The sequence below is a fragment of the Oceanicoccus sagamiensis genome (assembly GCF_002117105.1).
GTDB lineage: Bacteria > Pseudomonadota > Gammaproteobacteria > Pseudomonadales > Dasaniaceae > Oceanicoccus > Oceanicoccus sagamiensis.
In genome coordinates this window covers 356,969-378,999 of the sequence record NZ_CP019343.1, presented here as the reverse complement: position 1 = coordinate 378,999, position 22,031 = coordinate 356,969, and the positions used below count along the sequence as shown (strand labels likewise).

Annotated in this window: 18 protein-coding genes and 1 pseudogene; 8 read left to right on the top strand and 11 right to left on the bottom strand. The window is 47.2% G+C overall.

Going from position 1 to position 22,031, the window contains the following annotated elements; all coding sequences use genetic code 11:
- Positions 1-52: 52 nt before the first annotated feature.
- Positions 53-553, bottom strand: coding sequence for a lactoylglutathione lyase family protein (locus BST96_RS01705; RefSeq protein ID WP_085757023.1), 501 nt, complete (start codon positions 551-553; stop codon positions 53-55).
- Positions 554-648: 95 nt separating this feature from the next.
- Here BST96_RS01705 and BST96_RS01700 point away from each other — a divergent pair, with 95 nt between their 5' ends.
- Positions 649-1,521 carry a LysR family transcriptional regulator gene (locus BST96_RS01700; protein ID WP_085757022.1) on the top strand — a complete coding sequence of 291 codons (873 nt, stop codon included), beginning with the start codon at positions 649-651 and terminating at the stop codon, positions 1,519-1,521.
- An 82-nt stretch (positions 1,522-1,603) separates the two neighbouring features.
- Here BST96_RS01700 and BST96_RS01695 read toward each other — a convergent pair whose 3' ends face one another.
- The gene (locus BST96_RS01695; protein ID WP_085757021.1) at positions 1,604-2,443 is read right to left on the bottom strand and encodes an alpha/beta hydrolase; all 840 of its coding nucleotides are present in this window, start codon (positions 2,441-2,443) and stop codon (positions 1,604-1,606) included.
- Positions 2,444-2,678: 235 nt separating this feature from the next.
- Here BST96_RS01695 and BST96_RS01690 point away from each other — a divergent pair, with 235 nt between their 5' ends.
- From BST96_RS01690 to BST96_RS01680, 3 genes are all read left to right on the top strand, one after another.
- On the top strand, positions 2,679-3,563 hold the full coding sequence (locus BST96_RS01690; RefSeq protein WP_169713860.1) for a LytTR family DNA-binding domain-containing protein: 885 nt from the start codon (positions 2,679-2,681) through the stop codon (positions 3,561-3,563).
- Between the two features lie 68 nt (positions 3,564-3,631).
- Entirely contained in the window at positions 3,632-4,108 is a 477-nt protein-coding gene (locus BST96_RS01685; protein ID WP_085757019.1) for a hypothetical protein, read from the top strand.
- A gap of 133 nt (positions 4,109-4,241) precedes the next feature.
- Positions 4,242-5,891, top strand: a complete 1,650-nt coding sequence (locus BST96_RS01680) for a UbiD family decarboxylase (protein WP_085757018.1) — start codon at positions 4,242-4,244, stop codon at positions 5,889-5,891.
- Between the two features lie 80 nt (positions 5,892-5,971).
- Here the strand turns inward: BST96_RS01680 and BST96_RS01675 are convergent, their stop codons facing one another.
- The 6 genes from BST96_RS01675 to BST96_RS01650 all read right to left on the bottom strand — a co-directional run bounded on the left by BST96_RS01675 (position 5,972) and on the right by BST96_RS01650 (position 12,318).
- The gene (locus BST96_RS01675) at positions 5,972-6,793 is read right to left on the bottom strand and encodes a hypothetical protein (protein WP_085757017.1); all 822 of its coding nucleotides are present in this window, start codon (positions 6,791-6,793) and stop codon (positions 5,972-5,974) included.
- A gap of 188 nt (positions 6,794-6,981) precedes the next feature.
- Positions 6,982-7,866, bottom strand: coding sequence for an SDR family oxidoreductase (locus BST96_RS01670; RefSeq protein ID WP_085757016.1), 885 nt, complete (start codon positions 7,864-7,866; stop codon positions 6,982-6,984).
- Between the two features lie 220 nt (positions 7,867-8,086).
- A complete protein-coding gene (locus BST96_RS01665) occupies positions 8,087-8,563 on the bottom strand; it encodes a DUF2489 domain-containing protein (RefSeq protein ID WP_085757015.1) in 477 nt (158 codons plus the stop codon).
- Between the two features lie 321 nt (positions 8,564-8,884).
- Positions 8,885-9,538, bottom strand: a complete 654-nt coding sequence (locus BST96_RS01660; RefSeq protein WP_085757014.1) for a hypothetical protein — start codon at positions 9,536-9,538, stop codon at positions 8,885-8,887.
- A gap of 225 nt (positions 9,539-9,763) precedes the next feature.
- On the bottom strand, positions 9,764-11,179 hold the full coding sequence (locus BST96_RS01655) for a metal-dependent hydrolase family protein (RefSeq protein ID WP_085757013.1): 1,416 nt from the start codon (positions 11,177-11,179) through the stop codon (positions 9,764-9,766).
- 254 nt (positions 11,180-11,433) lie between these two features.
- Positions 11,434-12,318 carry an AraC family transcriptional regulator gene (locus tag BST96_RS01650; protein WP_085757012.1) on the bottom strand — a complete coding sequence of 295 codons (885 nt, stop codon included), beginning with the start codon at positions 12,316-12,318 and terminating at the stop codon, positions 11,434-11,436.
- A 339-nt stretch (positions 12,319-12,657) separates the two neighbouring features.
- On the opposite strand from BST96_RS01650, the pseudogene BST96_RS01645 reads away from it, so the two are divergent.
- Positions 12,658-13,565 (top strand): annotated as a pseudogene (locus tag BST96_RS01645) (fatty acid desaturase).
- 565 nt (positions 13,566-14,130) lie between these two features.
- Complete coding sequence (locus tag BST96_RS01635) at positions 14,131-14,805, top strand: hypothetical protein (RefSeq protein ID WP_085757009.1); 675 nt, start codon at positions 14,131-14,133, stop codon at positions 14,803-14,805.
- Positions 14,806-14,885: 80 nt separating this feature from the next.
- Here the strand turns inward: BST96_RS01635 and BST96_RS20625 are convergent, their stop codons facing one another.
- From BST96_RS20625 to gcvT, 3 genes are all read right to left on the bottom strand, one after another.
- Complete coding sequence (locus BST96_RS20625) at positions 14,886-15,584, bottom strand: VPLPA-CTERM sorting domain-containing protein (protein WP_085757008.1); 699 nt, start codon at positions 15,582-15,584, stop codon at positions 14,886-14,888.
- Positions 15,585-15,920: 336 nt separating this feature from the next.
- The gene (gene gcvP, locus BST96_RS01625) at positions 15,921-18,809 is read right to left on the bottom strand and encodes an aminomethyl-transferring glycine dehydrogenase (protein ID WP_085757007.1); all 2,889 of its coding nucleotides are present in this window, start codon (positions 18,807-18,809) and stop codon (positions 15,921-15,923) included.
- A gap of 104 nt (positions 18,810-18,913) precedes the next feature.
- Positions 18,914-20,041: a glycine cleavage system aminomethyltransferase GcvT gene (gcvT, locus tag BST96_RS01620; protein ID WP_085757006.1), complete on the bottom strand. Its 1,128-nt coding sequence runs from the start codon at positions 20,039-20,041 to the stop codon at positions 18,914-18,916.
- Between the two features lie 147 nt (positions 20,042-20,188).
- Between gcvT and BST96_RS01615 the strand changes: the two genes are divergently transcribed.
- Together BST96_RS01615 and BST96_RS01610 are read left to right on the top strand one after the other, a co-directional pair.
- Positions 20,189-21,052: a LysR substrate-binding domain-containing protein gene (locus tag BST96_RS01615; RefSeq protein ID WP_085757005.1), complete on the top strand. Its 864-nt coding sequence runs from the start codon at positions 20,189-20,191 to the stop codon at positions 21,050-21,052.
- Positions 21,053-21,245: 193 nt separating this feature from the next.
- The gene (locus BST96_RS01610; protein ID WP_085757004.1) at positions 21,246-21,893 is read left to right on the top strand and encodes a DUF4114 domain-containing protein; all 648 of its coding nucleotides are present in this window, start codon (positions 21,246-21,248) and stop codon (positions 21,891-21,893) included.
- Positions 21,894-22,031 lie beyond the last annotated feature (138 nt).

Sequence of the window (22,031 nt, the reverse complement as noted above, 5' to 3'; positions counted from 1 at the left end):
GAGGCCTGTTATCTATCACTGCATCAGGCCTCACGAGTTTTACCGGGCTTTATTAATAAGCGCCTTCGCTGTATACCAGCTCATAGCTATGGCTGTAGATTTCCAGAATATTGCCAAATGGATCTTCCATATAAATCATGCGGTAAGGTTTTTCTCCCGGATAATAGTAACGGGGTTTCTCCATCCGTTTTTTACCACCCGCGGCGACAATTCTTTCCGCCAGTTCTTCAACATTGGGGTCTTGAACACAGAAGTGGAATACACCAGTCTTCCAGTACTCAAAGTTATCTTCCGGGTTAACCTGATTCTTAAACTCAAAGATTTCGACACCAATACGGTCACCGGTTGAGAGGTGAGCAATTCGGAATTTCTCCCAATTACCACCAAAGACATCGGTACACATTTCGCCGATCGCACTGTCGTCTTCAACAATTTCAGTGGGCTCCATAATCAGATACCAGCCCATCACTTCGGTATAAAACTTAACGGCTTTGTCCAGGTCAGGCACTGAAATGCCGATATGCGAGAAATTGCGTGGGTATACGTTGCTCATGATGGTTTGCTCCTTCGTTTAGGTTGAAGCTAGGTTACAGAGGATGTTAAATTATGTAAAATTATCATTTATTATTATTATGAGTACATTTTATAATGATTAACCCTGTCTGGTTACGCAGCTTCTGTACCCTGGTTGAAATAGGCCATTTCACCCGTACCGCTGAGCAGTTGAATATGACACAGTCAGGCGTTAGCCAGCATGTACGAAAATTGGAAGACCATCTGGGCTGCCCTTTGCTGGTCAGGCATGGCAAGAGCTTTACGCTGACTGATGCTGGAGACAACCTCTACCTCGAAGGCCGGGAGGTGATCAGTGCCTTGTCCGGGATTGAAATGCGGGTGGGGGCTAATCCGGCTTATGAGGGCGTGGTGCGGATTGCTTCACCGGGTAGTATGGGGCTCAAGCTTTACCGTCATCTCTTAACCGTGCAGCAACAACATCCCAAACTGGTGATTGATTATCGCTTTGCGCCTAACGCTAGTGTTGAGCAGCTGATCGCGGAGAATAGTGTTGATATAGGCTTTATGACCAGTCCCTCAACCTTGGCCGATATCAGTTCTACAGCGGTGGCTGAGGAAGAGTTGCGTTTAATCACGCCGGCAGGCATCAATACGCCCAGTTGGAAGCAACTAATGGCTCTGGGTTTTATCGATCACCCTGATGGGGCTTATCACGCCGGTCTGCTTTTAAGTGCCAACTATCCCGAGTTTCAGCATGTGAAGCAGTTTGATTCGGCGGGGTTTTCTAATCAGGTCAACTTAATCCTTGAGCCGGTCTGTATGGGCTTGGGCTTTACGGTATTGCCCACTTATGCGATTGAAGCGTTTGGCAACACAGCGGCGGTTACCGTACATCGTTTGCCCCATCAAATTCGTGAAACACTGTACCTTGCTGTTGATCGCAATAAAGTCTTGCCTAATAGGGTGAATACGGTAATTGCTGAGGCCATGGCCTGCCTTAAGTAAGAGGCTTAATAGGGCTAATGTTTTCCCGCTAAGAGCCATGCCTGTTGTTGGCAGGCAGTGCACTTTAATCACTTATTTTGCTTTACTGATCGGTTGCTTGCGCCGCTAGCGTTTGTTCAAACCAGGCCAGCATCGCCTTGACGATAATCGCTTGTTGTTCGTCGCGGCTAATCATTGGCTTCCACTGGGTTGCTTCCCATTCTTGCTCATCCATACCGCGGATAAACATACCAAACTCTTTAAACATACCGCCTTGGCCCGAGCCAAACTGCTTATGGTCACCGCCCAAAATCGGCACCCAGTCCGTTGCTTTGGGAAACAGGTGCTGTTTCTCTTTAAATTTTTCTTCGGGCTCCCCATCCAATGTGGCGCGATAAAGCATAATGGTGGGTACATTAGAATCGGCAAGGCTGTTGTAATCGGGTGGAAAGGCATCCCAAAATGCCAGCCCTGCCAGTTTGTCGCCATGGGTGGCAGCATAGCGCCCAGCCATGGCGCCACCGAGAGAGTGGCCGGCTAAGAACCAGTGTTGAATGTTTGGATAGGCCCGGTAAACATCTTCGGCTCTGTCCGGTGCCAGAAAGGCATAGCCGAGAGGCATCTCGGTGGCAACAGCGAGATAGCCTGCTTCGGCAATTCTGGTCATCACTTGCACATAGGCACGGGGGTCGGCATGGGCTCCGGGATAGATAATTAACCCAGCCTTGGGTGCTACCGCTGTGGGGCGCAGGGTAAACAGCTCACCATAGTCTGCCTGCACCGCCGGATTGTCCTCCAGTGCCGCCAGAGCTATAACTGCATCGGGCCCCGGAATGCCTTTTTTGGCAACCCCCATCCACACCATTAACGAGACGGCGACTAACACCATTGCCAAAGCGGCGATAAGTAGGCTCCAGAGTGTTCTTTTTATGATGATATGCATTCAATCCTGTCCTTGTTGGTACGGTTTTATGCTTGCTTAGTGTTGGGCGCTTGGTGCTTGTTATGAGATCAGTATACAATCGATTAATCATTATGCGCTCTGAAGTTCATGAAATATAAGCGTTTTTCGTGAATCATATTGGCAAGTTTTATGAATGGGATTGACGTATCATGAGTTCGGCAAGTGTTGCTTAAATACGGTGAGACAAGCCCCCAATAACAAACTGGCAAACACAGTGACGACCCAGACCCACACAACACGCTCGGCATGGCAGCAACTAATGGCCATGCCAATCAGCCGCAAGCTACTATACTTTTGTGCGGTGCCGGTGCTGATTGGTGTTTATTTTGGTTGGTTTAAAGCAGATCAAGGCGGGCAGGACCTTATGGTCCGTTTTGTACTGGTACCTTATTGGGTCGGCTTTTTTCAGCTCGGTTGGCTTGCGGTGATTGCCTCGGCCCTATTGGGTTTTGAAATAATGAAGCCCTGGCGTGCCCCCCTCTGGTTGGTTTCACTGTTAGCGCCCGCGGCATTAAGTTGGCTTGGGGCCTATCTGATCAATATCTATATCGAGTTCTTGAATGCTTTAATGCCGCAGGTGATTGGCAAGTCATCGCCGTTAGCGATGAGCTTGTCCTTGGATTTTTTTATTAATTTCTTAAGTTTTATGGCGCCTAATCTCTTGCTCTTTACCGCGCAAAACTATTATTTTGCTACGGCGCTCAAACAGCCCATTTATCGCTATGACTTACAACATGGCGAGCCTTTAAGCCAAACCGACCCCGCACCGATACCAACAAGGCCAGAGCCTGGCTTTGTAAAACTATTAAGCAGCAACAACCAGGGTGAACTTCAGGCTGTCCATGCCCAAGAGCACTTTATCAAGGTATGGACCGACGCTGGCAGTGAATTGATTCGTTTTAAGTTCGGTACAGCGATGATGGAATTGGAATGCCATCAGGGTATGCAAGTACATCGCTCATACTGGGTGGCCGACGCCGCCGTCAAGCAGGTGAAAAAAGCAGGCTCGAAATACCTGATTGTGCTGAACAATGATGAAGTGATACCGGTCTCGCAAAGTTACTTGCGGCAGGTGCGTGAAAGGTATACTGATAAGTAAGGTATAACTCTGACACCATTAACTCGACCCCATAGTTACCGTTTTTTACCATCGCCAGAGGACTGACCATGACACGTATCGACATACCCGACTTCGGTAGTTTACTCGCCCCTTATATCGGTGCCATTCCCGAAGCCTCTCAGCCGGCTTTTTTATCCAGACTCGAACGCACCGCCGCCGAACGTTATCGTGGCTGGGCAATACAACTCCCCGAGCATAAAGCGGGTTTACTCGCCTGCGCCGAGCGTGAAGATGAGATTGCCACCCGTGTGGAAACGGTGTTGCCGGCTAGCAGTGCAGAGCATACGGACTTGATCAATCAGTATATCGAGCCCGCCAGAGATACCTATTATCAGGTGTTCTCGGCTCTGCCAGTGATTGACCAGCTTGCTATTCAGGCCAATGCCGAGCGCCAGGGGGCCCGCGCATGGCGTGATATTGCCGATCAGCTTGAAGACCCGCACATTATCGAAGAGCTGCTGCTTTGCGCCAGTATTGAAGAAGCCAGTGCGGATTATCTGGATAAGCTGATAGCGGCTGAATAAGCCGCGACGCCACCTGTACGTGTTAGCAACAACCATACAATTCTTTACAATAATATGCTTATTCGAGCTAATCCCGGCTTTAACTTCTAACGTAAAATAGCGGATAAATTTTAAATTCGATTAAGGGTGTTTAATGACTAAGCCAAGTGCTAAACCTAACTCCAACGCTGACGAGTCTCGTCGTGATTTTATTTCCAAAAGTTTAGCTTTGCCGGTGCTGGCTGCGAGTGCTACAGTCGTCAGTGCCTGTGCGCCACTAGCGGGCAGTCAACGTCCGGGTGTTGGGACTTCAAAGCTTGGGCCCTATAAAAGCCTCAGAGATTACTATACGGCTTTGGAAGACCGCAACCTTGTAGTGAATATGGGCCAGTACGATAGCTCAAGCTATGAATTCCCAGGTTTACTGTACCGTCTGGTGGATCAATTTGGTGTGCCACATACGCCCTGTGTTGCTGCTGATCAGGTCAAAGTGGATGGTGACTGGATCAACGGCAAGTTGCTGGCCAACCATACTGCCAATGGCCATACCAATTGTATTGCTTTGGGCATAGAGCCTGACCCGGACTGTCCCATTCGCTCGTTCAAAAAAGCCCGTGAGCATTGTATGAAAATGTACCGGGAGAACAAATTTAAGTACCCTGAAATTCCCCCCAAAGAAATCAGCCGTGAACAAGCCCCTTGTAAAGAGGTGGTGTTAACGGGCGACGAAATTGATATCACCAAGTTCCAGTTTATTCAGGGTAACCCGGCCGATGCCGGTCGTTATATTAATACCGCCACGGTGATCACCTCTGACCCTGAGTTGGGCTATAACCTGGCTATTTACCGTTGCCAGATAAAGGGTAAAGACCGCTTAATGGTTAACTCCGAACCGGGTCAAACCGGTTGGAAAATGTTTCAGGCCGCTAAAAAGCGTGGTGAAAAAACCGTGCCTATTGCGCTGGCTGTCGGTCAGGATCCCTTGACCTGGACGGTATCGGGTGGCCAGATTCCTATTCGACGCACCTCTGACCCTGTCGATGAATACGCTCTGGCTGGCGGTCTTGGGGGCCAGGCGATTGAAGTTGTTAAAGGTGAAACCACCCATCATATGGTACCGGCACATGCTGAAATTATTATCGAGGGTGAAGTGCTTTTAGATGAGATGGCACCTGAAGGTCCTTACCATGAGCTGTTTGGTTATATGGGCGATAAAAAGGAAGAAAACTACAGTATGCGTATTACTTCCATTACCCATAGAAAAGACCCTTGGGTGGTGAATTCTTTTACGTCCGTAGCCGGTGGTATTTTGACCGCTCCTGATAACGGCATGATCTTGGCAGACCTGCAAAATGTATTTAAATACACCACCGACTTCGCCACCATTACCGGTGCGTTAGGCACTTACTGGATCAGCATCAAAAAGACGAAACCAAAACAGGCAAAGCGCATGGCAAGGTTTTTGATGAAAGTTGCCCCCATTGCCAAGGTTATTGTGATTGTCGATGACGATGTTGATGTCTATAACCGCTTGGAAGTGCTAAATGCTATCTCGACCCGTTGGCGTATGGATACGGCTACGCATATTGATACCTATAAAACCCTGATACTTGACCCGGGTTCACTGGATAAGAAAACCAATGTGAAAGTGATTATTGATGCGACACTGCAACTCCCGGAAGAGGGCGGTGTTGAAAACTTCCCTGAAAAGAACCGAACCAATTTAAAACAAGGGTCGCCAGGTATCTTCGAGAGAATCGATAAAAAATATGCCGATATTTTATTCCAAACCGATTGGAGTTAACGCTAATCGTGTTGGTAAATTCAGTATTAAAAAAGGCTACTTAGGTAGCCTTTTTGTTATCTTTTATCACTCAGCCAATATTAAGTCTTGGTTTTCTGCATCTTCACTAGCTGAAACAAGCAACCAATAAACACTATGGACATAACCGCAATGGTCACCGGGTACTCAGCGGGTTTTTGCCAGGGTTCAGGATATAAGCCAAAGAACGCGCCCACCTCAACCAGTGAAAATAGAATCACGCACACGGGAATCGCATAGCGGAAGGCATAATCTACCTGACTGAGTTTGAGTAATTGATAGAGTAGATAAACCAGCCAGACCAGCATGGCAATATAAAAGGGGCTGCTAAGGGCGCCGCCCAAAAATAAAAACAGCAGGAAAATCCCCCATTGCACAAACACCGTTTCAACAGCGGTAATTCTTGCAACACTGCGCGGCATAGCCGGTGTGGGTTTACCCGGTGACCAGCGCAGGCAGCGCAGCGTAAAGCGCATAAAGTTACAGCGGGTTTCCTGGCTTAACAAACCATAGAGCACCAACATAGCTAACATAACCGGCAGGGTGGACATCAATAAGGCATAGCGCCCGCTTAAGGGAAAACCGCCAAAATCAATCGCCCCCATCGAAAATATTTCAGCAAATACGCGCATAGGGCCATCAACAAAACCTCGCCAAATTAACAGGCCTGCAATAAACCCACTCAACGTGCCTTTTATACCAGGCGTATTAATCTGGGTTGCCAGCACAATAACACCCGCAATGCCAACGGCGATAAAACCCACTAGCATCCAGTCATTGATGGATTCGACAATCACTCGATTAATGGTGCGAGAAAGTGCCTGACCCAAAAAAATAGTGATCAGGGCTAACAGGCTGATTAAAACGTTTCGTTGTTCGATCATAGGGGCTTTCCGGCTATCATAAAGGGATAAAAATTAAACCGTGTTACACCATAGAGATTAGGACTAATTCTGTCAAAAAGATCAATAGTCTCTTTTATCCCAGGCAATTAAGGCGGTACATTTACAGACAATAAAAAAGGAGCGGTGAGCTCCTTTTTAGGTCACTTAACTCTACCTGTAAGCCGTGCTTACCATGGCAAGGTAGCGCCATTGTAGTTAATCATTTTATTTCGGGTCTTCATAGTAATACTATCCACCACCCTTAGCAGGCCTTCAACACTGGCTGCGGCGGGGATACCCATATCTTTATCGGTCGAGGCTCTTAGCAGGTCGGTTTGTACAATTCCCGGAGCGATTAATTGTACAATAATCCCTTCATCCTTTAGTTCAGAGCGCATTGCCAGCATACCCATATGCAGCGCTGACTTACTCATTTTGTACCAGTAACTACCACCGCGACGCCCCCCAATCGCCATGGAGCCTAAGCCACTGCCCATAGCGAGAATCTTTTTCTGCTGGCCCGCTCTAATGTTGGGCAACAGTGCCTGAGAGACTTTCATTGGCCCAAGGGCATTAACATTGATGACGAAGTTAAATTCATCGGCATCCAGAGTATCAAAATTTTGTTTCTCTTTATTACCATATACGCCCGCATTATTAAGTAATACATCAATTGGCTGGCCTTCAAGCGTCTTGGCCATCGCGGCGATAGAGTCGGCGTTGGTCACATCGAGCTGAACAACGGCGACATTGTCATTATCCGCTGCCAATGCATTCAGTGCTTTGGCCTTTGCTGGTTTGCGCGCTGTGCCAATCACATTCCAGCCATTGGCCGCAAACTGTTTAACCAGTTCTAAGCCAATACCCCGGTTTGAGCCAGTGACCAAAACCGTAGGAATATACGCTGCATCAGCCGGGATAACTTTGGCGGGAGGCAGTTTGCTTTTAAGTGGCTCTTTGCTTAGGTGCAGGCCCGCGTGGCTGACCATAGGAAGCAGCGATAGTATCAATATGGATGCTAATAGCACGGGTGATATCAGGCTGCGAAAAGTGAGTATTAAGTGGTTGTACATAATGTTATTCCTTACCGGGGGATATGCCGCTTTATGCGAACAGATCGGCTTATTTTAAATCGAACACCAGTCGATTTTACGAAGTATCCCGCTAGCTGGATCAGTTGGAGTGATCGGTTAGTGATTAGGGCTGGCTCAAGACAATACTGCGCCGCTAGTGTTTTTATCGCAGGCTTTAGCAACAAACCGTAGCCTGGCCTTAAGCCGTGGGATGGCAGGGTTAATGTAGCTGCGTGTTATTCAGTAGCGTTTGCGTTGCCAGATCAATGGCATTGGCATGCTTGGCTTCCAGTTGTTCACGTTCGCGGTCAAAGCGCTGCTGATCCTCTATTGGCAGGGCTTTCCAGCCGTCGAGAATCGGGATATGTGCGGTGGCTTCGGCGAGATGGCGAAACGACTGATAGTGCAAAGCCTGTTCATCGTCGGGCAGTCGTCGACCAATAGCGACAATACGAATCGCCGCTTCAGTCATGGACATTTGCTTCGCCGCTAACGCTCGCAACATGATCTGGATACTCTGACGGGCTTGCTGTTGCCCAGCTTGTTCCTTTTCAGCAAGCTGGTCAGCTTGCTCGCGCTCACGCTGTTGATTAATGGACAATTGATATAACAAATAGCCTGCATAGGTGGCCAATGGCAAAATGATCAGCGCCGCGCCAATTAACAAAAGAGTGGGTGACCCCAGGATATCGTTCATAAGCTACTCCATAAGACCTGCTTATCATCGACCATTTGATAAAAAGTAACTACTCTTTTTTTTACTCTGTGTTTATTGTCTTAAAACAAAGTACTGTTGGTTTTAAAAGTACTGTCCGTTTTAAAGGATAAGCGTGGCATTATCTGGTTTAGAAGCTTGCAGAGCGCTGCAATGGAATAATATGTATGAATCCCCGTCCTAAAGCGGGTATTAAAAAACCTTGGTTCTTATCGAGTCTCGAGGCCGTTCTGCCGCTGTCGGAGTACCACAGAATTAAAAAAGGCTACCAGAGTAGCCTTACAAAATACGCTTTAGCAAAGCCTACTGATTGCGTTTTAAAGCAACCAGGCTTAACAGGGCTGAACCAAATAACCATGCCGCTGCTGGAACGGGAACCTCATTTACATAAGCCACAGGGCCATTAAGATTTGAACAGTCAGTAAATTCACACTGATAGTCTAAAGCCGCCGCGGGAGAGATTAAGTTGTTAACCCAAAGTCCGTCGCCATCCAGGTCACTGTATGAGCCAGAAATTTCATACAGGGATAAGTAGTTGCCGGCCAAGCCTTCTTCATCATAGGCCAGGCCGGGTAAAATATACTCGCCTCCAGTCACGACTAATGTTTCACACTCGGGTAAAAAGGGAAGCTGGTTGCAAGCAGTGATTATTGCCTCGCAGTCTTGCCCGCCACAGCTGACCTCACCACTATTTACCGTACCACCAAGCGCGAGGATGGCATCGGCTGTTTGCTGCCTAAAAAGGGCCGGCTGATCATAGTTTACCTGCTGCCCATAAAAAAGCGCATAGACTTCAGTGCCAGTGGCAATCCGCCAATTGGCATTAGGTGTCAGCTCACTAGACAGTGCATGGAATTCAAGATTCTGTTCGGCATCATAATAAGACGCTTGAGAGGCTGTTGTTAGACCGAGCAAGATAAAGAGAGTTATATAGCGGGTTGATTGTGTGAAAAACATGACATATCCCTTGTTATTATTTTTAGTGGCTTAATATGCCTGTTATTCGGCTGGCTGTAAAGTTTGCTTCCGACATACTCTACTGCGCTGTTTAGCGCTTTAGGGGATATCAGTCAAAAGCTATTAAGGCTACCGAAGTAGCCTTGATGATCATTGCTTCTTGTTATGACTGACTACAGTTGATATTGATCAGGAGTCTATACCGCACCGAGAGGCAGTCGTGTTTTACAAGCTATTATGAAAAACCTTACCGTCTTTCATAACCAATGGAATGGTTTTGATCGTACGCTGTGCGCGTGGAGGCGCCCACATATCAAAGCTGGCACCAAGTACGGTTAAATCCTTCAGCGGATTGCCATCCACCAGAATAATATCAGCATAGGCGCCTGCAGCTATGACACCCAGTGTTGCAGGGTAGGGGTTATTCTTTCCGGTTAAAGCCATTAATCTGCCATTGTCCGATGTCATCGCCTTCAAGGTTTTAAAGTTACCGAAACCTTCAGCAAATTGGCCCATCTGAAAGTCACGGATACCCCGCGAAGCTGCTTTAGTGGAAACAACAACGTCTGTGCCATAACCTATATTAATGCCTGTCTCATTGGCCAGCTTCACCCAGTTATCATAGTTCTTGATAATGGTTTCAACCTTGGCGCGTAATGGCAGGTCAGGGTTACCATATTGGGGGTGTTTTAATAATTGGTCAGAAAACCCCGCCATCGCTGGCACCACAAAGGCGCCTTTTTTCTTGACTAGTTTAAAGGTTGATTTCTGCGCCATTAAATTACCGTGCTCAATCGACATAACGCCAGCTTTGATAGCGTTGATCACCGAACCATCATGATAGGCGTGAACCGCACCGACGGTATCCCACTGGGTTGTAGCCGTAACCATGGCCTTTAGTTCATCAGGCGTGCCTTGAAATGAATGGATGGGGTCGCGCATAGAGGTTACACCGCCACCTGCCATCATTTTGCAGAAGTCAGCGCCACCAGCCAGGTTGTTGCGACAGGCTTTTAACACTTCATCAGCACCGTCGGCGAGGGTGGCAATACCCAAAGCCTGCACCTGCCCCACTTTATTACCATCATCACCAATAACCTGAGCGTTAGTCCGCCAATCACCATGCCCCGACGTTTGTGAAATACAGGCACCTGCAAGATAGATACGTGGGCCAATTAAAGTACCCGCTTCAATATGTTTACGCATACCGTCATGCATGCCACACAAGTCACGTACTGTCGTAAAACCTGAATACAGATATTCCTGAGAGGCATCATAGGCCATCGCGCCGATTTCTTCCCAGGTCATATTGCTGACACCATCAATGGCTGCCGGGTTATTTAAATATTGCAGGTTTAAATGGACGTGAGCATCAATCAAGCCTGGCATCAAAGTGCGGCCACCACCGTCAATAACGGTGGCATCTTTATTGGTTTTAATGGCTGTGGCTGAGATTGTCTTGATCTTGTTTTTCTCTATCAACACAAAGTGGTTGTCATAGAGTTTGTTATCCACGCCATTAAAAATATTGACGTTTGTAAACAGGGTTTGTGGGGGTAGCTCGGTGGCTTTTTCGACGGCAGTTGCCATCTGGGAAATGGCTATAACGGCTATACAGGCTAGTTTGATAGTTGTTTTCACGTTTATCTCCACTTATTCTCGTTTTATATTGAGAGTATTACTCAGATTACCAAGCTCAACAAGTCGTTGTTAGTGATGCAAGGGCTGAACGGTATGGGTCAACAATAAAAACGGGCCATAAGCCCGTTTGATTGTTTTCCATTTTGATTTGCCAGTATGAAGAAAATGATAACAACCATTTAATTGGGGAGCGTTGATGGACGAGTTTAGCGACCTTCAGTGTCTTTAGTATGACGTTTAAGTTGGAAGCTACTCTAGCTTGAGCCCCTTCTGATTCTGGCGATATATTGTGATGGTGTTTCTCCAAACCAGCGCTTGAAGCTACGCCTAAAGCTGGAGACGTCACTAAAGCCCATTAAATGCCCGATACTTTCGACAGATAAACTGGCATCGCTCAGATAGTTGGCGGCTTGTTTTTTGGCCAGTTCATCGCGAACGTTCTGGAATTTTGTTCCTTCCGACTCCAACTTTCGAATCAGTGTGCGCGGGCTTGTATGTAACTTTTTCGCCACCTCGTTTAAAGTCCATATCCTGCCTGGATTTTCAAATATCAGTGCTGACACTGTCTCTTCAGTCGATATAACACGACTTTCTGCTTCACCGGCTTGAATTTCTTTGAGTTGCCGTTCGCAAATAGCCACGGCCTCTTGGTGCATAACTGGGTCGGTAACGGGAGATGGCGTCGACAAAATAGCTTCTGAAACGATAATTTCTGTCGTTGCTTGATTGAATTTTATATGCTCACCAAAGTGTTGTTGGTACTTCTGCCAATAGCTTGGTTTCGCATAAGAAAATTTGACTTGTCCTTTAAACTGACCGGCCCCAACGAAAGACGTGATAGAAGAGAAGAGACCTATTAATGCCGTTTCCAGAATAAATACGCGCAGATCATCCAGATCGAAAGTTTCAGAGAAAATTACCCTTAGCCCCTCAGTGTTCTCTTTGATGGACACCTTAAAAAATTCTGCTCTGGTCTGGCTGTATTTGGCAAATAAGGTCAATGCGGCTCGAAGGTCAGGGGCACTAAAAGCAGCTACACCTAGCGGGCCGTGGGTTGAAATATGTAGCTGGGCCCCGACTAATAAGCCCAAATCTTCTAGCTTGGAGATAACTTGTGCATTTCGATAAATTTGGGCCATCTCATCGGGGGAATCGCTCCATCTAAGGTCATTAATGTTTTATACGACACCTTTGTGTCGTTAAAATAGGCTGCACTGTTTTCTTCATTGAGCCGTAAATGCCGAAACAGAATACGAACATAGCTGGAAGATGGGTGTTTGTGACTTGGCATAGGTGCTCAACTCGCAATAGGTATCACAGTGAGAGGGGGGTTGAAGAAATACAGCCATGAGTATAAGCCTGCATCAGGCTTTTTGTCACTATTTGTCCCCCTGTTGTCACTCTCTGTTCTGTATGACAAATGCAATTATTTGAATAATAGGGGCAGTGATCACCGCGGTAGCCAATAGGATAAAAAGATGAATGAGAAGCCTGGAAATTCTGACCATAGTGATGATCCAGAAGGTTTTAAAAGGCTGTTACGGCGACCAGCTATTACCTGGCCTACTATCGTGCTGTTGTTGGCAGCCTACACGCTGTTTGGCATCGTAACATTCGCCTATATGGAGGGTGCATTGTCTCTGTTTTGGGCAATTATGCTTAATGCCACCGCTTCTTATATGTCTTTTGCTGTGGTTCACGAAGCAGCACATCGCGCAGTTAGCTCCAACTCCCTATTAAACGACTGGCTTGGTAGGGCAGGTATTTTGCTGCTAGAGCCAGCGCCATTACTGCCGGTGTTTCGCTGCGTTCATATGCAGCATCATCGGTTCACCAATGATCCAGCCAAAGACCCTGATGTAAGTCTAAGTATTGGGCCAGTGTGGTTGCTACCGTTTAAGTGGATGACATTTGACGTAATCTATTTCAAGTATTATTTAAAGCCTGAGGTATTTAACAAAAGGCGGAAAAGTGAGCGTATAGAATTTTATCTGGCGATGCTTTTTGGGGGCTGGTTATTGCTGCGTTCACTCTGGTGGGGTGGTTGGAGTATTATGTATTGCTTTTCTTTATCCCGACGCGAATAGCCAAGTTTTTCATTATTTGGGTGTTTGATTATTTGCCTCACTATCCGCATCAGACACACGCTACCGACGACCCTTTTCGCAGTACCTCAAATCGTGTTGGGCTGGAGTGGTTGTTAACGCCGATCTTTGTTTATCAGAATTATCATCTGGTGCATCATCTCTATCCTACAGTGCCGTTTTATCGCTATATCAAAGTATGGAACGCGAAGCAGCGCTACCATGAGTCGCAAAACCCCGCCACTACCGGGCCTTTTACATTAGCTCCAATAAGTACTGAGAGATCGATACATACAAGTTAAGGTGTGTCGGTTGTGGCGGCTCCTTTACGAGTCAATGGGGTCTAAAGTAAAAATGGGCCACAGGCCCGTTTGATGTGTTTCTATCTTGATTTGCTATGTATGAAGAAAAATATCGATTTTGAATAAAGGGTGTGAAAGCGATACTAAACCGTAGTAGGTGGAGAGACGGGTATTTAATTAACCTTGTGAAACACAGTGCTAATCTTAGTGGCTGTTATGACCCTTAGTCGATTATTTTTACCCTGAATAACCTATATAGGTATAATTACCAACTAGAGTGTCTACCCGTTACATGTAAAATTTTACCGATGTTTCAGACTGGTAACTTTAATAAAACTATTGTGCCCTTGAGGTTATGCCGATGCAGTACTTACCCTCACTTACCATAGCAGTCCAATCTTGGTTGACGCTTCTTCTAGCGGTGATATTAACCGCATGCGGTGGCGGATCTAGTTCAGGTTCCAGTACTCCAGATAACCCCATAGACCCCGTTGAGGATAGCGTCAGGGGGGGATACAACGCACTGTTTGCCGGGCACAGTTTTTTTCGGCCAGTGGCAGAGGGTATGCCCGAACATGTGGAGAGTGTTGGTATTGAAGGTCATACCCAGCAGGTGGTTATGTCAGGAGGGGCCACGGGATCTCCTCAGGGGCTTTGGGTAAACCCTTCCAAACGAGCTGAGATACAGGCCATACTCGACGCCGGTGATATCGAACTCTTTGGTATGACCTATCATCCTGATTATCCCACCCTGGAAGGTTATAGGAATTGGGTGGACTATGCACTGGAGCAGAATCCGGACACCAAATTTTTTATCGCTTTACCCTGGCCTATCTACCCAGAGACAATGGATTTTGATGCCTATGAATCCGTTTTGGTTGACGGCCACCCCCACTTCCACAGTGCGATTATTGACGAGCTACGAGCGGCTTACCCTGACAACTCGTTTTTTTGTATTCCCTATGGCGAGAGCGCAGTCGAGCTCTACCGATTATACGATCAGGGTAACCTGCCGGAAGTAGATACATTAATTACTGCTGGAGGTCGTTTGGGTATTTACAAAGATCAGTTGGGTCACCCCGAAACTATGTTGGTTAAGTTGAGCCAGTTGGTCTGGTTACAGGCGATATTCAATGTTGATCTGGCTACCTATGACTACGAACATGGCTATGTCACTGACATCAAGACCATAGCCTCCGACATTATGGCCCGGCATGATAGCGCCTATGATGATCGGTGATGAGTTATTAGAGAGCATCAAAAAAGGCTCCGAAGGGATCCTTTTCCGAAGGGACTCTTTAAAGTATCGTATATTTGTTGTTATTTTTTGCGCTTAAAGCCAGCCAGACCAGCTAGAGCTGAACCAAATAACCATACAGCTCCAGGCACTGGGACTGCCGCTATATCTCCATCATGAACAGCCCAAGCTAAATAACCACCACCGTATTGGGTATTTGCAGTGAATTCAGCCCCATCATAAAAACCAAAGCCTTGGATATGATAATCTCTACTGCCTTCACGCAAATCTCCATATTGAAAAGACTTATAACTTTCATAAGCTAGAAGGCCAAAACTGATGGTTTGTCCTGTAATCGGGTCGGTAAAGCTATCGTTTTCCATCGCAGTGTCATAACCACACTCGTAGTAGTCATATTCAATCTCTTCACACCAATCGTTAGGATCATTCCAATCTTGACGCTGGTTACCGAGGGTGAAATTATACAAATGCCCCAACTCCCCTATTTCATAAGAGCTGTTGCCGTAAGCACCGTTAGTCTGCGTAGGTAACCGCCAGCCTTGGTAGCCGCCATAATCCAATGCCTCAACCCATGTTTTAGCATCTTCTCTAGTCATATAACCGGTGGTGTGGTAACCACTTGTTTTAGCGTAATTAAAGTCGAGTAACCACGTGATGTTTAGTTCATCATCATAGAGCAAGCCATTGCCACGGTCGTATAAAGCCGCATTGGCAAAAACTGAAAGTGATAGGCCCACTAGGGCTAGGGTATAGTTAAACATGGTGTATATCCTTATCATCAAGCTAGAGAGAATTTTTTATTAGTATTGTTTAATTTTTATGCTTTTTATTATCCCGTTTATGCGTAACATATCAATGGTTTTTTGATAAAGAGTTTCGACAGGCAATATATATCTTTCATTTAAATGAATATCTCTTATGGGGTCAGGAGTGGTCAATTTATATTATGCGTAATGTAAATAAGCTAATGTCCGCTGCTGATTAGGTAGCGGACATCAAAAAGGACTATTTGATCGGAGGGCTGTTTTCACAATCTTTATTAAATTCACAATCTTAGAAATCCCTTTCACAATCTTTATTCAAAACCGACAAAAAAACTATTCCTCTCGATAACTGTCAATAGAAGGGCAAGAGCAAACCAGATTTCTATCACCAAACACATTATCAATTCTAGCCACCGGCGGCCAAAACTTATTATCACTGCCTACAGGAAATACCGCTTGCTCTCGTGTATAGGCGTGTTCCCAGTCAGACGATGTTGCCTCCATTGAGGTATGAGGAGCATTTTTTAATGGGTTATCATTTTCTTCCAGTTCTCCGGCTTCGACTTGGGCAATTTCTTTTCTGATGGTGACCATGGCTTCAATAAAGCGATCCAGTTCTTCCTTGGGTTCACTTTCGGTGGGTTCAATCATCAAGGTGCCCGGTACGGGGAATGACATGGTTGGGGCGTGAAAACCAAAGTCCATTAAACGCTTTGCCACATCTTCTTCGCTGATACCGGTGGCTTCTTTTAACGGGCGCATATCAATAATACATTCATGGGCTACACGATCGTTTCTGCCGGTATAAAGCACCGGGTAATGATCGGAGAGCTTTTTGGCAATATAGTTGGCGCTTAGTATGGCTACTTGGGTAGCTTTCTTTAAGCCTTCTTCACCCATCATTGCTACATACATCCATGAGATTGGCAGAATCGCTGCGCTGCCCCATGAGGCAGAAGACACAGTATCGTTATCAATAGCCAAACCTTCAATCGGTTGCGCCGGGTTGTTGGGTAAGAATGGGGCAAGGTGTTTGCCAACACCAATTGGACCCATACCGGGGCCACCGCCGCCATGGGGAATACAAAAGGTTTTATGCAGGTTGATATGAGAAACATCCGCGCCAAATTTACCCGGGGCCGCAATACCGACTAGTGCATTCAGGTTGGCGCCATCGACATAAACCTGACCGCCGTGCTCGTGAATCAAATCGCAGATATCAGTAATACTTTCTTCAAAGACTCCGTGGGTAGAGGGGTAGGTGACCATCAGTGCTGCCAGATCATCGGCATGGCGTTCTGCTTTCTCTTTTAGATCGGCCATATCCACATTGCCGTTGGCATCGCATTCGGTGATGACGACGCGCATACCGGCAACGGCGGCACTGGCTGGGTTGGTGCCGTGGGCAGAACTGGGGATTAGGCAGACATCGCGATTAAAATCACCGCGGCTTTCATGGTATTTTTTAATGGCTAATAGACCGGCGTATTCACCCTGAGCACCGGAGTTAGGTTGCAAAGAAATGGCATCATAGCCGGTGGCTTCAATCAGCATTTTTTCTAACTGCTTAAACATTGTCAGATAACCCTGTGCCTGATACTGCGGCGCAAAGGGGTGCATGCTGCCAAATTCTGGCCAGGTAATAGGGATCATTTCCGCGGTAGCGTTTAGCTTCATGGTACAAGAGCCTAACGCAATCATAGAATGGTTAAGGGCAATATCTTTGCTTTCCAAGCGCTTCATATAGCGCAGCATTTCAGTTTCTGAATGATGCTGGTTAAAAACGGGGTGGGTTAAAAAGTCACTGCTGCGACGATTTTTTTCTGGAATAGGAGAGTGGTTGGCTGTTTCTACATCAATAGATTCAATACTGAAATCGATATTATTGCCAGACATGACAGCCCATAGGGTTTCGATCTCGTCACGGGTGGTGGTCTCGTCCAGGCTAATGGCGACACGATCTTCGGCGATAATGCGCAGGTTAATACCGGCACTAACAGCGCGTTCAATAATATCGCTTTGTTGATCGTCTACCTGATAAGTGAGTGTATCAAACCAGTCGCTATTCTCAGGTGTCAGGCCAAGCTTATTTAAACCGTTAGCCAGAATATTGGTGAGGCGGTGAATACGGTTGGCGATGGTTGTTAAGCCTTCAGGCCCATGATAAACCGCATAGAAGCTGGCCATAATCGCCAGCAAAGCCTGCGCAGTACAAATATTACTGGTGGCCTTTTCACGGCGGATATGTTGTTCCCGTGTTTGCATGGCCATACGTAAGGCCTGGTTGCCATGGCGGTCAATAGAGACGCCGATAATACGGCCAGGAGTAGAGCGTTTGTATTTATCTTTGGTGGCAAAAAAAGCCGCGTGGGGGCCACCAAAGCCCATGGGTACACCGAAGCGTTGGCTATTGCCTACGACGATATCGGCACCTAATTCGCCGGGAGGGGTAAGTAGTACCAGGCTCATAATATCGGCGGCGACAACCACTAAGGTATTTTGCCCGTGGGCTTGTTCGATCAAACTGCCGAGGTCGGTGATATGACCGTAGGTACCGGGGTATTGCAGCAGAGCACCAAACACTTCTTGCCCGACCAGTTCTTCAGCTTCGCCAAAGACTAATTCAAAGCCATAGGTTTCAGCGCGGGTTTTTAATACGGCAATAGTTTGTGGGTGACAATCATTGGCCACAAAAAATTGGTTGGCGCGGTTTTTTTTGTTCACGCGTTTTAATAGTGCCATCGCTTCGGCAGCGGCGGTGCCTTCATCCAGCATTGAGGCGTTAGCCAGTTCCATACCGGTTAAGTCCATGACCATTTGTTGGTAGTTAAGCAGGCCCTCCAAGCGACCTTGTGCTATTTCCGGCTGGTACGGTGTATAGGCGGTATACCAGCCCGGGTTTTCCAACACATTACGTAAAATAACGTTGGGTGTTTTGGTGGGGTGGTAGCCCTGGCCAATCATATTGGTCATCACGGTATTTTGAGCGGCCAGTGCTTTGAGTTCTGCCAGTGCTTCGCTTTCGGTTTTTGGCGGCGGTAAATCCATCGCTTTTTCCCGCAGGATATTGGCGGGAACGGTGCTGCTGATTAATTCATCCAGAGAATTAACCCCAAGCCCTTGTAGCATATCCTGTTGTTGCTGGTCGTCGGGGCCAATATGACGTTGAATAAATTCGTCATGGGCTTCCAGCTCTAAAAGGGATGCGTTGTTATTTAGCATGGAGTTCTCCGGTGTTTTTAATGATTGTTCGTTGTTTGCTTTGGTGGATTGCAATCCACCCTACGGCTTGTGTAGGGTGGAATATATTCCACCGGTTTTAACGCTTAACGTACATAGTTCTGGGGCATAAAGGGCATCTTCACGACTTCAACAGGAATTTGTTTTTTCCTTAGCAGCACAAAGATCTGTGTGCCTATAGCAGCGTATTCGGTTTCGACATAGCCCATCGCTACCGGACCGCCCAAGGAGGGACCAAAGCCGCCGCTAGTGATCTGGCCGATAACATGGCCTTGCGTATTAACCAGTTCGGCGCCTTCACGGGCGGGAGCGCGCCCTGAAATTTGCAAGCCAACCCGTTTACGTGGAGCGCCATCGGCGATTTGTTGAAGGATGGCTTCAGCGCCTATAAAGCCCGCCGCTTTTTCACCACCGGCACGACGTGATTTACTGATGGACCAAATTAATCCGGCCTCTATGGGGGTGGTCTCGGTATTCATATCATGACCGTAAAGGCATAAACCGACTTCAAGGCGCAGTGAGTCCCTGGCACCCAGACCAATGGCTTCTACCTGTTCAAAGGATAAAAGTTTTCTCGCCAGAGCGCAGGCTTTATCCGCAGGGACTGAAATCTCATAGCCGTCTTCACCGGTATAGCCTGAACATGTGATAAAACACTCGGTGCTATCACCATCCAGTTCAATGCTGTCGAAGCAGCCACTCATAAAGCGTAGCTCGGTGGCAGCGGGGAGCAATTCATCCATTACCGATCTTGCCTGTGGCCCCTGCAATGCCAGTAGGGCGTGATTATCCATCACTTCAAGCTCAAAGCCAGGTAGGTGCTGTTGCAGGTGGGCGATATCCTGTTGCTTGCAGCCAGCATTCACCACAAGAAAAAACTCATCTTCAGCCCAGCGGGTAATAATCAAGTCGTCGAGAATACCGCCAGCTTCGTTAGTGAGTACCGCATAGGTTTGTTTAAACAGAGCCAGGGTCGCCAGATCGACCGGTACCAGCTTTTCCAGGGCTTCAGTGATACCGGCTCCTTTAATACGGACCTGCCCCATATGGGAGACGTCAAATAGTCCGGCCTGTTCGCGGGTATGTAAATGCTCTTTAAGTACGCCCAGTGGGTATTGCACAGGCATGCTATAACCCGCGAAAGGGACCATTTTTGCGCCCAGTTCAATATGCAGGTCGTTCAGTGGCGTTTGCAGAAGGTCTTGGTCTGTCATGAATAGATACCTTGCTTTGCTGGATAACAGGGCGGTCATCATAGCTTTGCGTCAGGCATAACAGAAATTAATAATTATTATCCTTTGATAAGATTTTGTTATAGTGAGCCCGTTAGGGTCTATAGTGACAATAAAGGGGAGGGGTGAATGAAAAACCTGCCAATAGAAATGCTGCGTTCCTTTGTGGTAATTAATGAGGAGGGTGGTTTTACCGCTGCTGCCGATAAGCTTGGCAGAACCCAGCCAGCCATTAGCCAGCAGTTAAAAAAGCTGGAGCAATTACTGGACCGCAGCCTGATGGATCGTGATAGCCCCAAGCTTGAGCTGACCCCGGCCGGGGAGTCGCTGCTGACGTATGCCCGGCAGATTTTATCGTTAAATGATGAGGCGGTGGGTTACTTCTCCAGCCCGCCGGTCAGTGGCCGTATTCGCTTTGGTATTCCCAGCGAGTTTGCCATTACCTTGCTGCCTAAAATTGTCAGCCGTTTTGCCAAGGCCTACCCGGACGTCACGCTTGAGGTGAACTGCGACCTCAGCCGCAATCTGCTGTCCGACGACCAGCGCAATGAATACGACTTAATTCTGGCTTTGCACGATAAGGTCAGTGCGCAACAGCGTCGTTCCATCAAAAACTATATCAAGACGGATGAGTTGGTCTGGGTAAGCAGTGCCAGCTCCCGTGCCCATAGCCAGGAAACGCTACCCCTGGTGGCGGCTCCCAGTGGCTGTATCTACCGCCAGCGGGCGTTAAGGGTGCTGGGCAAGGCCAAGCGTAGCTGCCGTATTGTCTATACCATTCCTGACCTAACCGGTATCCAGGCGGCCATTGATGAGGGTTTGGGGGTGACTGTGCTGGCCAGAAGTACCGTGCCCGATTCATTGGCGATTATTGAGCAATCAAAACACCTGCCGGTATTGGGGACTGTGGGAATTAGCCTTAAGCAGATGGACAATACGAATAACCGGGCAGTGAAGGTGCTGGCTGAATTTATTAAGTCCGGGCTGCTATAGGGGCATTAACTTACCTGTAACAGCTTGTCGAAATTGTTTACGAACAATATCACTTTGCTTTTCGATGGTCTTTTAAGTTATTGATTTTAATGGTGATTATATGTTGGCCTGACTTTTGCTTTACTCTCTGTAGCTATGGGTTAACGACTAGCCCAGAATTTAGTTAAGTTGTTAGAGATTAAGGAGTAAAAAAGTGAAACATATCATTACAGGCCTGCTGGCGGCCGCATGCTCATTCAATGCCGCTGCATTTACGGTCAATTTTCTGGATACAAACCCGATCAGTTTTGGTTCTTCATGGGATGGTACTGATCTATTGGTTGGTAATGTTCTTGGCGCGCGATCTGAAACGGCCGTGCTAAACCAGGTCGATATAGCCACCTTTTCTGGTACTGGCGCAGTCAGCGTTATTCTTGAGGAAGTTGCCGGCTACGAAACTCGGACCACTTTTGGATACTACACCGGTATTGATGATGGCAGTGGTATGACCCAGTTATTTTCTGGTGCTGATACCAATGGTGCTGAAGCGTCCTTTGACTTGGGTGTTGTTACCGACTTTGGTTTCTATATTGATTCCAATGGGCCGGATAGAAATCCTGGCATTATGTATAGTGACAGCCTTCTTAATGATGGCCGCCACCAGATGGCTATTTTTGAGATAGTCGGTGAAGCCGATACGTATATTATTGGTTGGGAAGACTTAAATATCTCAGGTAGCTCCGATGATGATTACCAGGATATGATTCTGCGCGTCAAAATCCAGAATGTACCTGAGCCAGGTTCCATCGCGTTATTAGCGTTAGGCCTGATTGGTTTAACCATCGCGAGAAAACGCGTCTAAGCCTTCGGCCTTAGCTGCGCAATGAATGTATAAAGAACCAGCCCAAGGGCTGGTTTTTTTATGGGTTTAAAAAACGCCAGCCTATAGGCAGTCGCCTGTCAGGGCGCATTGCTTTACAATATGCCGCTTTTACCCGTT

Excerpts from the sequence above, each read along its gene's own strand:
- BST96_RS01705 (WP_085757023.1), bottom strand. The coding sequence starts at position 553 with ATGAGCAACGTATACCCACGCAATTTCTCGCATATCGGCATTTCAGTG.
- BST96_RS01700 (WP_085757022.1), top strand. The coding sequence starts at position 649 with ATGATTAACCCTGTCTGGTTACGCAGCTTCTGTACCCTGGTTGAAATA.
- BST96_RS01695 (WP_085757021.1), bottom strand. The coding sequence starts at position 2,443 with ATGCATATCATCATAAAAAGAACACTCTGGAGCCTACTTATCGCCGCT.
- BST96_RS01685 (WP_085757019.1), top strand. The coding sequence starts at position 3,632 with ATGACACGTATCGACATACCCGACTTCGGTAGTTTACTCGCCCCTTAT.
- BST96_RS01680 (WP_085757018.1), top strand. The coding sequence starts at position 4,242 with ATGACTAAGCCAAGTGCTAAACCTAACTCCAACGCTGACGAGTCTCGT.
- BST96_RS01675 (WP_085757017.1), bottom strand. The coding sequence starts at position 6,793 with ATGATCGAACAACGAAACGTTTTAATCAGCCTGTTAGCCCTGATCACT.
- BST96_RS01670 (WP_085757016.1), bottom strand. The coding sequence starts at position 7,866 with ATGTACAACCACTTAATACTCACTTTTCGCAGCCTGATATCACCCGTG.
- BST96_RS01665 (WP_085757015.1), bottom strand. The coding sequence starts at position 8,563 with ATGAACGATATCCTGGGGTCACCCACTCTTTTGTTAATTGGCGCGGCG.
- BST96_RS01660 (WP_085757014.1), bottom strand. The coding sequence starts at position 9,538 with ATGTTTTTCACACAATCAACCCGCTATATAACTCTCTTTATCTTGCTC.
- BST96_RS01650 (WP_085757012.1), bottom strand. The coding sequence starts at position 12,318 with ATGGCCCAAATTTATCGAAATGCACAAGTTATCTCCAAGCTAGAAGAT.
- BST96_RS01635 (WP_085757009.1), top strand. The coding sequence starts at position 14,131 with ATGCCCGAACATGTGGAGAGTGTTGGTATTGAAGGTCATACCCAGCAG.
- BST96_RS20625 (WP_085757008.1), bottom strand. The coding sequence starts at position 15,584 with ATGTTTAACTATACCCTAGCCCTAGTGGGCCTATCACTTTCAGTTTTT.
- gcvP (WP_085757007.1), bottom strand. The coding sequence starts at position 18,809 with ATGCTAAATAACAACGCATCCCTTTTAGAGCTGGAAGCCCATGACGAA.
- gcvT (WP_085757006.1), bottom strand. The coding sequence starts at position 20,041 with ATGACAGACCAAGACCTTCTGCAAACGCCACTGAACGACCTGCATATT.
- BST96_RS01615 (WP_085757005.1), top strand. The coding sequence starts at position 20,189 with ATGAAAAACCTGCCAATAGAAATGCTGCGTTCCTTTGTGGTAATTAAT.